This is a genomic window from Micromonospora sp. NPDC049900 (assembly GCF_044461025.1).
Taxonomy (GTDB): domain Bacteria; phylum Actinomycetota; class Actinomycetes; order Mycobacteriales; family Micromonosporaceae; genus Micromonospora.
Genome location: NZ_JBITKM010000011.1, coordinates 70,794 through 83,311 on the forward strand (window position 1 = coordinate 70,794; position 12,518 = coordinate 83,311).

General features: G+C 70.9%; 10 protein-coding genes. 8 read left to right on the forward strand and 2 right to left on the reverse strand.

The features are described from left to right. The first annotated feature begins 84 nt into the window (after positions 1-84). From ACIBMZ_RS22410 to ACIBMZ_RS22435, 6 genes are all read left to right on the forward strand, one after another. The gene (locus ACIBMZ_RS22410; protein WP_396696753.1) at positions 85-1,596 is read left to right on the forward strand and encodes a sugar ABC transporter ATP-binding protein; all 1,512 of its coding nucleotides are present in this window, start codon (positions 85-87) and stop codon (positions 1,594-1,596) included. Further along, entirely contained in the window at positions 1,593-2,567 is a 975-nt protein-coding gene (locus tag ACIBMZ_RS22415; RefSeq protein WP_396696755.1) for an ABC transporter permease, read from the forward strand. Before ACIBMZ_RS22410 ends, ACIBMZ_RS22415 begins: the two co-directional genes overlap by 4 nt. Next, complete coding sequence (locus ACIBMZ_RS22420) at positions 2,564-3,547, forward strand: ABC transporter permease (RefSeq protein ID WP_396696757.1); 984 nt, start codon at positions 2,564-2,566, stop codon at positions 3,545-3,547. Before ACIBMZ_RS22415 ends, ACIBMZ_RS22420 begins: the two co-directional genes overlap by 4 nt. A gap of 10 nt (positions 3,548-3,557) precedes the next feature. Then, a complete protein-coding gene (locus tag ACIBMZ_RS22425) occupies positions 3,558-4,742 on the forward strand; it encodes a substrate-binding domain-containing protein (RefSeq protein WP_396696759.1) in 1,185 nt (394 codons plus the stop codon). A gap of 6 nt (positions 4,743-4,748) precedes the next feature. After that, the gene (locus ACIBMZ_RS22430) at positions 4,749-5,600 is read left to right on the forward strand and encodes a sugar phosphate isomerase/epimerase family protein (protein ID WP_396696761.1); all 852 of its coding nucleotides are present in this window, start codon (positions 4,749-4,751) and stop codon (positions 5,598-5,600) included. 70 nt (positions 5,601-5,670) lie between these two features. After that, positions 5,671-8,064, forward strand: a complete 2,394-nt coding sequence (locus tag ACIBMZ_RS22435; protein ID WP_396696763.1) for an RICIN domain-containing protein — start codon at positions 5,671-5,673, stop codon at positions 8,062-8,064. A gap of 91 nt (positions 8,065-8,155) precedes the next feature. Here the strand turns inward: ACIBMZ_RS22435 and sodN are convergent, their stop codons facing one another. Continuing rightward, positions 8,156-8,560: a superoxide dismutase, Ni gene (gene sodN, locus ACIBMZ_RS22440; protein WP_396696765.1), complete on the reverse strand. Its 405-nt coding sequence runs from the start codon at positions 8,558-8,560 to the stop codon at positions 8,156-8,158. Positions 8,561-8,806: 246 nt separating this feature from the next. Between sodN and ACIBMZ_RS22445 the strand changes: the two genes are divergently transcribed. Together ACIBMZ_RS22445 and ACIBMZ_RS22450 are read left to right on the forward strand one after the other, a co-directional pair. After that, positions 8,807-9,730, forward strand: a complete 924-nt coding sequence (locus tag ACIBMZ_RS22445) for a CDP-diacylglycerol diphosphatase (protein WP_396696767.1) — start codon at positions 8,807-8,809, stop codon at positions 9,728-9,730. 481 nt (positions 9,731-10,211) lie between these two features. Continuing rightward, positions 10,212-10,880: a Crp/Fnr family transcriptional regulator gene (locus tag ACIBMZ_RS22450; protein ID WP_396696769.1), complete on the forward strand. Its 669-nt coding sequence runs from the start codon at positions 10,212-10,214 to the stop codon at positions 10,878-10,880. Positions 10,881-10,976: 96 nt separating this feature from the next. Here ACIBMZ_RS22450 and ACIBMZ_RS22455 read toward each other — a convergent pair whose 3' ends face one another. Further along, complete coding sequence (locus ACIBMZ_RS22455) at positions 10,977-12,269, reverse strand: hypothetical protein (protein WP_396696771.1); 1,293 nt, start codon at positions 12,267-12,269, stop codon at positions 10,977-10,979. Positions 12,270-12,518: the final 249 nt, after the last annotated feature.

Here is a 12,518-nt window from a genome sequence, read left to right on the forward strand (position 1 = left end):
AAACAGTATCGACCGTCCACGCTGGAGGATCTCCGGCGGCGGACGGCATCCGATCATGGCTACTATCCGTGAGGATCTTCGACGATGTCAGACCGGCGTCCGGCGCCCCTGCTCGCGCTGCGGGGAATCAGCAAGTCCTTCCTCGGCGTCCGCGTGCTCGACGGGGTGGATCTCGACGTCGCCGCCGGTGAGGTGCACGCCGTCGTCGGCGAGAACGGCGCGGGCAAGTCCACCCTGATGAAGATCGTCTCCGGCGGGTACGCCCCCGACACGGGCACCGTCGCCCTCGACGGCGAGCCGCGCGTCTTCGGCGGCCCGCGCGACGCCCAGCGGGCCGGCATCGGCATCATCCACCAGGAGTTCAACCTGCTGCCGGAACGCACCGTCGCGGAGAACGTGTTCCTGGGCCACGAACCCACCCACCGTGGCCTGGTCGACCGTCGCCGGATGCGCGAACGCACCCGGCGACTCCTCGCCTCGGTCGGGGAGACGGCCCTGCCGGCCGACGCGCCGGTGGGGCGGCTCAGCGTCGCGCAGCAGCAGGTCGTGGAGATCGCCAAGGCGCTCGCCCTGGACGCCCGGCTGATCATCATGGACGAGCCGACCGCCGCCCTGGCCGACCACGAGGTGACCCTGCTCTACGCCCTGGTGCGCCGCCTCCAGGAACAGGGCATCGGCATCCTCTACGTCTCGCACCGGCTCGCCGAGGTCTTCGACCTGTCCGACCGGATCACCGTCCTCAAGGACGGCCGCCGGGTGACCACCACGGACACCGCCGACACCAGCGCCGACGACCTCGTCCGGCACATGGTCGGCCGCGAACTGTCGCACTACTACCCGCCGCGCGCCGCCCCGGCCGACGTCGGCGCGGTCCGGCTCACCGTCCGGCGCGGCGGGAACCGCAGACTGCGCGACGTCGAGCTGGACCTGCGCGCGGGCGAGGTGCTCGGCGTCGGCGGGCTCCAGGGCTCCGGCCGCTCCGCGCTGGCCCGAGCCCTGTTCGGGGCCGCCCCGTTCACCACCGGCGAGGTCAGCCTCGACGGCAGGCCGGTCCGGTTGCGCTCCCCGCGTGCGGCGATGCGGGCCGGGATCGCCTACGTCACCGAGGACCGCAAGGGCGAGGGCACGATCGGCCGTCAGTCGGTGCTCGACAACGCGTTGCTGGCCGGTCGGGCCGCCTTCCCGATCCGCTCCGGCCGGGCCGCGCGCACCGCCCGGGTGCGGGAACTGCTCGCCGCCGTCGAGGTCCGCGCCGCCGGTGACCACCAGGAGATCCGCTTCCTCTCCGGCGGCAACCAGCAGAAGGTCGTGCTGGCCCGGTGGCTCGCCCTGCACCCCCGGGTCCTGCTCTTCGACGAACCCACCCGCGGCATCGATGTGGGCGCGAAGTCGGCGATCCACGACCTGGTCCGCCGCCTCGCCGCAGAGGGCGCCGCCGTGCTGATGATCTCGTCCGACCTGCCCGAGCTGCTCGGCATGAGCGACCGGATCGTGGTCATGCGTGACGGCCGGATCGTGGGTGAACTGCCCGCCGGCAGCCGCGAGGAGGACGTGGTCGGGCTCGCCCTCGGCACGGTATGGGAGACCGCCGCGTGACCACCCGCGCGCTGCTGCCCGCCCGCCGCCCGGTGCCCGGGGTGTTCGTGGCCCTCGCGCTCACCCTCACCATCGGCTGGCTGGTCGTCCTGCTCGACGGCGGTCAACTCGTCAACCAGTCGACGACGGTGAGCCTGCTGCACGTCGCCGCCGGACTGGGCTTCGTCGCCGTCGGGCAGACCCTGGTCATCCTCGGCGGCTCGCTGGACCTCTCGGTCGCGTACGTGGTCAGCCTGAGCACGCTGGTCGCCGCCGAGACGATGGCCGGGCGGGACAGCGCGCTGCTGCCCGCGATCGGCCTGACGCTGCTGGTCTGCGCCGGGATCGGGCTGCTCAACGGCCTGCTCGTCACCGCCGGGCGGATCAACGCGTTCATCGCGACGCTCGGCGTCGGGCTGCTGCTCAAGGGATACCTCGACAACGGGTACGCCGGCCCGGCCGGGACCACCTCACCGACCCTCGTGCAGACCCTCGGCTACCAGCGCGTCGGTCCGGTGCCGCTGGCCTTCCTGCTGCTGCTCCTGGTGGCCGGGGCGGGCTGGTTCGCGCTGGCCCGGACCAGGTTCGGTCACCACCTGCTCGCCGTCGGCGGTGACGAGGAGGTCGCCCGGCTCTCCGGCGTACGCACCGACCGGGTGCGGGTCACCGCGCACGTGCTCTGCTCGCTCTGCGCCGGGATCGCCGGCATCTACCTCGCCAGTCGGCTCGGCTCGGGTGCGCCCCGCGTCGGCTCGGAGGGCCTCTACGACCTGGAGTCGATCGCCGCCGTGGTGATCGGCGGCACCGCACTGGCCGGCGGCCGGGGCGGCGTGGTCGGCACGGTCGGCGGCGTGCTGCTGCTCGCCACCATCGACGCCGTCTTCAACCAGCTCGCCGTCGACGCGTTCGCCAAGCAGGTGGTCCGGGGCGTGGTCATCATCGCGGCGGTGGCCGTCTACGCCCGTCGGAGCATGCGGAAGGCGGCCGGGTGAGCACGCAGACCCTTCGGCGTCGGCTCCGACCGGCGCAGTGGACCCGGCCCGGTGGCCTGGCACCGATCCTGGCGATCCTGGTGGTGCTGCTGGTCCTGATCACCGTCCGCCAGCCCGACTTCCTCAGCCCGCCGTCGCTGATGTCGTTCCTCGGCCGCTCGGCACCGATCATCCTGCTCGCCGCCGGTCAGTACTTCGTGATCGTCTGCGGCGAGTTCGACCTCTCCGTCGGCGCCCTGGTCACCGCGCAGGTGGTGGTGGCCGCCCGGCTGATCGACAGCGACCCGACGCGGACCTGGCCGGTGGTGCTGGTGCTGCTCGTCGGCGGCGCGCTCGTCGGACTGGTCAACGGCCTGGTCACCACGCGGCTCGGGGTGCCCTCGTTCGTCACCACCCTCGGCATGTTCCTGATCCTCGTCGGCGCGGTCTACCTCTGGTCCGACGGCGCGCCGAAGGGCGGGCTCACCGAGGAGTTCCGGCAGTACGGCCGGCGCGCCGTCGAGGACGTGCCGCTGCTCGGCCGCATCCCGTACGCGCTGGTGATCCTGGCGGTCGTCGCCACCGTGGCGGTGCTGCTGACCCGCGCCGACTTCGGGCGGATCCTGGTCGCCGTCGGCGACAACCCGCGCACCGCCCGGCTCAGCGGGGTGCGCGTGTGGCGTACCCGCACCGCCGCCTTCGTCCTCAGCGGCCTCGCCGCGGCGGTCGCGGCGATCCTGATCGGCGGCTACAGCGGGGTCTCCTTCCAGGCCGGTGCCGGTCTGGAGTTCGGTGCCATCACCGCCGTGGTCCTCGGCGGTGTGGCGCTGGGCGGCGGCCGGGGCTCGGTCGTCGGCGCGATGCTCGGCGCCACCACCCTCGAACTGCTCTTCGCGCTCATGAACTTCTACGGCATCTCGGGCGCGCTCCGACCGGCGGTCCAGGGCGCCATCATCCTGGCCGCCGTCGCGGTCGCGGCCCGACGGTCCACGTCCAGATGAAGGGGATCCGATGAAACGCTTCCTGGCCGCGCTCGGCGCGGTGACACTGCTGGCCCTCGCCGGCTGCGCCACCGACCAACCGGTGGCGAACCCGTCCGGTGCCTCGTCCGCGCCCGCCGGGGCGGGCACCGGCGAGCAGTCCTCCTTCTTCGCGCAGGCCGCCTACGACGCCGAGTTGGCCCTGTTGCAGGCCACGCCGACCGGCCCGGCGGACAAGCCGTGGGAGCAGGCGCTCGACCCGGTGATGGTGGACACCGCCTCCTACCAGAAGGCCGGGCCGCACCGGATCTGCTTCTCCAACGCGGCGCTGAACAACCCGTGGCGTCAGGTCGGCTACAAGACCATGCAGGCCGAGGTGGCCGCACAGGGGGACCGGATCGCCGAGTTCGTGCACGTGGAGGCCGAGGGCAAGGACCAGAAGCAGATCGCCGACATCAACGACCTGCTCGGCCGCGACTGCGACGCCCTGATCGTCTCGCCGAACACGACCGCCACCCTCACCCCGGCGGTGGAGGCCGCCTGTCGCACCGGCCTGCCGGTGATCGTCTTCGACCGCGGTGTCGACACGGACTGCCCGGTGACCTTCATCAACCCCATCGGCGGATACGGCTTCGGTCACGTGGGCGCGGAGTTCGTCAGCCAGCGGATGAAGCCCGGCGGCAAGCTGCTCGCGCTGCGCATCCTGCCCGGCGTCGACGTGCTGGAGACGCGCTGGTCGGCGGCGAAGGTCGCGTTCGACAAGGCGGGCGTCGACGTCGTCGGCGTCGAGTTCACCGACGGCGACCCGGCCAAGACCAAGAAGATCGTCGACGACTACCTCCAGCGGTACGGCACCATCGACGGCGTCTGGATGGACGCCGGGGCGGTCGCGGTCGCGGCGGTGGAGGCGTTCCAGGACGCCGGCAAGCCGGTGCCGCCGATCAACGGCGAGGACCAGCTCGACTTCCTCAAGGTGTGGAAGGAGGCCGGGCTGACCGCCATCGCGCCGACCTACCCGACCTACCAGTGGCGTACGCCGATCATCGCCGCCCTGCGGATCCTCGACGGCGAGCAGGTGGCCGACCCGTGGAAGCTGCCGCAGCCGACCATCACCCAGGAGAACCTGGACCGCTACCTCGACCCGGACATGCCGCCGCTGCACTACGCGATGTGTGGCTGCACCGACCTGCCCGGGTACCCCCAGCGCTGGAAGTAGGCCCCGGTGTACGAGATCGGCGTCAACCCCTGGGTGTGGACCTCACCGGTCGACGACGCGGCCCTGACCGCGCTGGTGCCCCGGATCGCCGGCTTCGGCTTCGACACGGTCGAGCTGCCGATCGAGCAGCCCGGGGACTGGGATCCGGTCCGGACCCGGGACCTGCTCGCGGCGCACGGGCTGAGCGCGGCCGGTGTCTGCGCGGTCACCCCGCCCGGCCGGGACCTGGTCGACGCCGCACCGGCGGTGGTGGCGGCCACCGTGGCGTACCTCAAGGGCTGCGTGGACAGCGCGGCGGCCGTCGGCGCGCCGAGCGTCGGCGGTCCGGTCTACGCCTCGGTGGGCCGGACCTGGCGGATGTCGGCGGCCGAGCGCGCCGCCTGCTACGCGGACTTCCGCCGGGCCCTGGCCCCGGTCGCCGAGTACGCCGGTACGCGGGGCGTCTCCATCGGGGTGGAGGCGCTCAACCGGTACGAGACCAGTGTGGTCAACACGATCGACCAGGCGGTGGACCTGATCGACGGTCTGCCGTCGAACGTCGGCCTGATGATCGACACGTATCACATGAACATCGAGGAGGCCGACCCGTACGGCGCGCTCGCCGTCGCCGGGCCGTACATCAAGCACGTCCAGGTCAGCGGCACCAACCGGGGCGCTCCCGGCAGCGACCACCTGGACTGGCCGCGCCTGTTCGCGGTGCTGGCCGGCACCGGCTACCGGGGTGCGGTCTGCATCGAGTCGTTCACCGCCGAGAACGAGACGATCGCCACCGCCGCGTCCATCTGGCGGCCCCTCGCCCCGTCGCCGGACCGGCTCGCCCTCGACGGGCTGGCCTACCTGCGCGGGCTCCTGGGCTGAGTCGGCCGCTACCCGCACGACCACCATCCGCACGACCACCACCACCCGTCCCAGCCGAAGGAGACCTCCCGTGACCGGACCGCCTCGTCCCACCACACCCCGACGGGTGCTGGCCGCAGTGACCACGGTGGCGCTGACCAGCGTGCTCACCGCCACCGTCGTGGCCACCTCCGCCGCCCCGGCCCTCGCGGCCACCACCACCCTGTACGCCTCGCCGACCGGCAGCGGCAGCACGTGCAGCGCCACCGCGCCGTGCTCGCTGACCGGCGCGCAGACCGCCGTCCGCGCCCTGAACAGCGCGATGTCCGGCGACATCGTGGTGCAACTGGCCGACGGGGTGTACCGGCTGTCCGCGCCGCTGCGCTTCACCGCCGCCGACTCCGGCACCAACGGATACCGCGTGCTGTGGCAGGCCGCCCCGTCGGCCCGGCCGGTGATCAGCGGCGCCCGCGCGGTGACCGGCTGGTCGCTCGTGGACGCCGGGCGCAACATCTGGCGGGCCAACGTCGGCGCCGGGCTGGACAGTCGACAGCTCTACGTCGACGGTGCCGTGGCCACCCGGGCGCGTACCCAGGTCAACCGGGCCGACTTCACCGCCGACAGCACCGGGATGCGCTTCACCAGCAGCGCGTTGGGCTACCTGAACAACCTGGCCAACCAGAGCCGCGTCCAGATGGAGAGCGTCAACTCGTTCACCGACCGGTACGTGTCGGTGCAGAGCATCAGCGGCAACCAGATCCGGATGCAGCAACCCGGCTGGAGCAACAACAACTTCGGGTACGACACCTTCACCAGCCCGCACCGGGCCGGGCCGCTGTACCTGAGCAACGCCTACGAGTTCCTGGACGCGCCGGGGGAGTGGTACCTGGACCCGGGCACCGGTGCCCTGTCCTACATCCCGCTGGCGGGGCAGAACATGAGCACCGCCCGGGTGGAGCTGCCGACGGTGCAGTCCCTGATCCAGATCGGCGGCACGTACGCGGCCCCGGCCCACCACATCACGTTCAGCGGGGTCACCGTCACCGGCACGAGCTGGCTCGGCGCCAGCGGCAACCAGGGGTACGTGGACCAGCAGACCGGCGCGTACATCGCCGGGAACTGGAGCTGGCCCGCCTTCACCTCCTGCCACAACGGCTGCCCGCAGTTCGAGGCCACCCGCCCCAACTGGCAGCAGATGCCGGCCGCCGTGCAGATCTCGGCCGCCGACAACGTCACCTTCAGCGACTCCTCGTTCGTCAACCTCGGTCAGACCGCCATCGGCATCGGCAACGACGCCAACGCCCACGGCAGCGGCGTCGGCCTCGGGGCCAGCAACATCACCATCACCCGGTCCGAGATCGCCCGCAACGTGGCCGGTGGCATCGTCGTCGGTGGCGTACGCGCCGACGCCCACCACCCGAGCGACCAGCGCATGGTGAACCGGGACATCACCATCAGCAACAACCGGCTGCACGACCTGGGCATCGAGTACCGGGGCATCGTCTCGGTGCTGACCACGTACGTCACCAACTCCACCGTCTCGTACAACGAGGTCTACAACATGCCGTACACCGGCATGTCCATCGGGTACGGCTGGGGCTCCAACGACGCCGGGGGCAGCAACCACTACGCCGACCGGGGGCTGTACAACTACCAGCCGCGCTACAGCACCGCCACCACCGCGTCCAACAACCGGCTCGTCGGCAACTACGTGCACGACGTCATGCAGCAGATGAACGACGGCGGCTGCATCTACACGCTGTCGGCGAATCCGGGCGGACTGATCGCCGACAACTACTGCCTGCGGACCAACGGCCACTTCGGGCTCTATTTCGACGAGGGCTCCCGCTACTTCACCGCCCGCACCAACGTCTTCGCCTCGACCGGCACCTGGGCCACCGCCAACTACTGGTACGCCGAGAACATGGGCAACTTCACCGTCACCACCAACTGGTCGACCAACGGCAGCAGCAACGTCACCAACGGCGATCGCGGCAACGTGGTCAACGGCAACGTCACGGTGAGCAACAACAACTGGCCCGCCGGGGCGCAGGCGGTGATGGCGGCGGCCGGACCGCAGGGCGGCGGCGGTCAGCAGAACGTCCAGCTCGTCGGCGGGCAGTCCGGCCGCTGCCTGGAGATCGGCGGATCGAGCACCACCAACGGCACGCAGGCCCAGCTCTGGGACTGTCACGGCGGCACCAACCAGCGCTTCACGTACACCGCCGCCCGGCAGCTCGTGGTGTACGGCACCAAGTGCCTCGACGCGTCCGGCCAGGGCACCGCGAACGGCACCCTGGCGATCATCTGGGACTGCAACGGCCAGCCCAACCAGCAGTGGACGGTCAACCCGAACGGCACGATCACCGGTGCCCAGTCCGGGCTCTGTCTCGACGCCAGCGGGAACGGCACCGCGAACGGCACGAAGGTGCACCTCTGGGCCTGCCACGGCGGCACGAACCAGCAGTGGAACCTGCGTAGCTGAAGACGTGGGGGGGGGGGGGGGGGGGGCCCCCCCCCCCCCCCCCCCCCCACCCCCGGCCCAGGCCGGGCGGCACGTGCCGCCCGGCTCACGGTCACTGCCTCTTGGTCTCCCAGAAGATGGTCGAGATCTCCTCGATCCGGGCCAGGAGTCGGTCGGCCACGGCCGGGTCCGCGGATCCCTTCGCGCCGCCGGCCCCGGCCAGCTTGGTCGCCTCGTTGAAGAGCCGGTGCAACTGCGGGTACGCCTCGAAGTGCGGAGCCTTGAAGTAGTCGGTCCACAGCACCCACAGGTGATGCTTGACCAGCTCGGCCCGCTGCTCCTTGATGACCAGCGAACGGGTCCGGAACTCCGGGTCGTCGCTCGCCTGGTACTTCTCACAGATCGCCTTGATCGACTCTGCCTCGATGCGGGCCTGGGCCGGGTCGTAGACCCCGCACGGCAGGTCGCAGTGGGCGCTCGCCACCGTGCGTGGCGTGAACAGACGTGACAGTCGCATGGCTTGCCCTTCTCCGTGTCCTCGGTCCGAACGCTAAGTCCTCAACCCCACTTCAGGTCAACGCGGCGGTCGGAGACGGTGATCACCAAGCCGACGGACACGATCAGGGGACCGGCTCCCGGCACCGAGGAGGTTTCGGGTCCTTCGCCTTAATGTCGACATGGCGTCCGAATCGTCCTTCCTGGCGTGCTGGTCCGGGACGGACACCGGCGCATCCACACGGATCGGGAACCCTGGAGGCTGATGGTGGGCGACGACAGGACCGGCACGGAACTGGGCAGACGCCAGTTCGTCAGGCTCTCGGGAACGGTCGGTGCCACCGGCCTGCTGGGGCTGGTCGCCGCCGGGCGGGCACGGGCCGACGGCGGCTCCCCCGACGGGGGACATGCTCCGACGCCCCCGGATGCGCCGGGCGCGCCGGGCACCGCCGCCTGTCCCACGCCGTCCGCCCTCTGCGGTTACCCGAGCGACACCGGTGGCCGGTACGACCTGTGGGACCGGGTGCAGGTCTGCACCGGAGCAAAGCCCGGACCGCCGTTCCCGCAGTGCCTGCGCACCACCGCGACGTACGTGCTCCTCAACGGCGGGTCCGGGTCCAACCACGACTACCTGCTCGTCCCGACCTGCCGTGTCAGCGGCATCGAGTGCCCGTTCATCACCACCGCCGCCGCACCGAACTACTGGCTCGACGCGTGGCTCAACGCCCAACCCGGCCAGCCCGGACACGTGGTCTACCCGCACGTCGGGCTCGGCGTCAACTCGGCCGACCCGATGATCCGGCAGCAGGACCAACTCCACATCCACCTGGCCGGGATCCACTCGGGCATCCAGACCCAACTACAGAACCACGACGCGTCGATCACCAACAACCCGGCCCGGTGGCGCGACCAGATCGTGCCGATCTGGGGACTGACCAGCACCGGAGCCCCCGCACCGCGCTCCTACCGGGTCCTGCACGTCGCCAACCTCAACGACAATCTCTTCCGGCTCCTGCTCGACAGCGTGGTACGACCGACCGGATCGAACATGGCGGCCCAGGCGATGGCGGTGACTCCACGCCTGATCGGCAACGGGGGCTTCTACGTCCTGAACAGCGAGCCGGGGCTGACCGTCCCGCCGGGCCAGCCCGGTGGCACCGGCACCGTCGACTTCCTCCTCGCGTACGCCTGAGACAGCCGGCCGGACAGCCGCGTACGCAGTGTGTCGTGTTCGGTCCGCGAGTGGCCGGAACCGACATGCTACACCAGTCGGGGTGGCGTGCCGCGCGGTGCGGCACGCCCTCGCACGGTGGGCGACAAGCGGTGCGAGCGGTCATTTCACGGGTTGACGTCGCCGCCGAATCGGACCCATCCTGGCCGGGTGGCCATACCTGAGGAACCGTTCGGTGTGCCGGTGCCGGTAAAACGCGCGACTGACGCCCGGCGGAGCGACTCGCTAGCGTATCAGGAACGGACGTCAAGATCATTGATGGTCCGGTGCGATCCCTGGTGCGGTGTGACCGACACCGAGTGGACCCGCCGCGCACCGCGCTGACGAGAGATCGGGACGGTGGACGGAGATGAACCTGGCCGGCACGCGGACCGCCACGAGTGTCCTGGACGACATGCTCGTGCCGCGCGGATCCGAGCTGACGAACCGTCTCATGAAGGGCGTGCGAACAACCCTCTACTCGCACACCGTGGCGGCCCGACGGGTCGCGCTCGCGGCCGGCGAGCTGTTGCAGACGGACGGCGCGGACGCTCGCGTCTACTTCATCGACAGCGGCGCGATCTGCCTGGAGCACTATTCTCCGAACGGTCGCCGGACAATTATCGACGTGTTGTCGAAGAACGAGTACTTCGGCGAGGACTCGCTTCCCGGAATGCCGAACCAGTACATTCCCGCCGCCGTGGTCGACACGAATCTGATCGTGCTCGAAAGCGTCGTCCTGCGGGACCTGCTCGACGAGGCGAGCATCTGCGACGTGTGGTTGCAGAGCCAGATGCTGAAGGCGCGCCGACACCGCTCACTACTGCTGCAACACACCACATCCGACTGCGAGGCGCGCCTGGCGATGCGACTGCTCGACCTGGCGCAGGGGTTCGGCACCGCGTCCGGCCGGAGTATCCGGATCGGCCTCAAGCTGCGCCACGAGGACTACGCCGCGATGATCGGCACGACCCGCTCCCGGGTCGGGCTGTTCCTGCAACGCTTCACCGACCGCGGGATGATCCGGCGGTCGCCCTGCGGAGCCATCCACGCCGACCCGAGTGCGATCGTCGGCTACCTGATGGAGCGGATGGGCCTGGGCCCGCTGCGCCGCCCCGACGCCGTCGCGTGAGCACCGCACACCGATCCGCCGCCGGCACCCCGTACGCCTCCGACTCCCACCCGCGACCACGATCGGCCGTGAGGGGGAGTCGGAGGGCGGAAGGGGTCACTGCCGGCCGCTCGGCTCCACGACCGTCGGGGTGGCGGCGCGGGCCTGCGCCCGGGCCGAGCGGACGGCGTGCCGGCGACGCCGCTCCCGCGCGTTCTGGTAGAGGCTGCGGCCCCAGAGCAGCAGCCCGCCGCCGTCGAGCAGGAAGCTGATCACCGCGATGGTGACGAAGTCCAGGGACCCCATCATGGAGTCCTGGCCGGAGACGAAGAGCAGGAACTGGTAGATGAAGCCCCACAGCAGCGGGATGCCGACGAAGATCAGGGTGAGCAGGGCCATCAGGCGCCCGCCGATCCAGGCCAGGGCGTACCAGCGCACCACCCGCATCTCCCGCCGGGGCAGCCCGGACTGGTCCACCCGGGGCGTGCGCCGCACCACCCGCGCGACCAGGTTGCGCAGGTAGTCCTCGGTGTCGGACATCAGGTTCCGACACCCGAGCGCGGTGGCGACGATGTAGTAGCCGTCGGTCCGCAGGAACAGGAACGTCTGCCAGATGATCCGGACCAGGTACGTGAACAGCAGCGCCGTGAGCAGCAGCGCGCCCCACTCCGGCAGTTGCAGGTAGCCCTGCCGGCCCGCCCAGAGGGCGAAGACGAAGGCCGAGGCGAGCACGCCGTCCACCAGGGTCCCGGCGATGAACGCGACGAAGCGTTGCCGCTTCGGCGCCATCCAGATCGTGCTCATGTCGGTCTGGACCACCAGGATGTACATCTGGTTGCCGATGACGAGCCGCGACGGTACGCCCGCCGCCCGCGCCGCGACCATGTGCGCGGCCTCGTGGATCGCGACCCCGACCAGGGTGAGGATGAACGTCGCCCAGGTCAGCGCCGCGAAGTGGATGGGGAACAGCAGCGTCTCGCCGGGCGTGGGCAGCAGGTCGGGATCGTCGGCGGCGAGGTACACACCACCCGCGATGACCAGGACGCAGAGCAGCAGCACGGGCAGGCTGACCATGCGGCGGGCCACCGTCGGGCTGAGCCAGTTCAGGCTCCAACTGCGCCGGGGGCGGGACGTCGCGGCCGGAGCGGGGGCCGGGGCCGGGGCGGGTGCGGCGGCCCCGCCGTCGACCTCGACGAAACCCTCGTCGCCCAGCGCGTCCAGGAAGTCGGTGATGTCGGGCGTCTCGGCGTACTTCTGTTCGTACTGGCGGACCGCCTCGCCCACCGAGTTGCCGGCGGCCAGCGAGTGGAGCAGATCCAGCCCTTCGGCGGGGATCGACAGGAACACCTGCCGCTCGACGTCGCCGATGATGACGGTGTCGCCCTCCGCTCGGTGGTCGAACGGGCGCACGCGGACAAGTGTGTCTGGTGGGTAGCCGGCCATGGTCAGTCGTCCTTTTCGCTCATCTCATCCGGGTCGTTGAAGGCCGGCACCCGGAGTTGCCGTCCGGGTGCCGGCCTTCAGGTGTGTCACCGTCAGGAGACGACACACGCAGCGGCGACAGCGCTGGTCTTCACCGACTCCAGCCGGCGAACCGTGAGCTTCTTCATGAGAATCACCTCCCTCGCGACATCGGGCAGCACTACGGTGCCGGTCGCG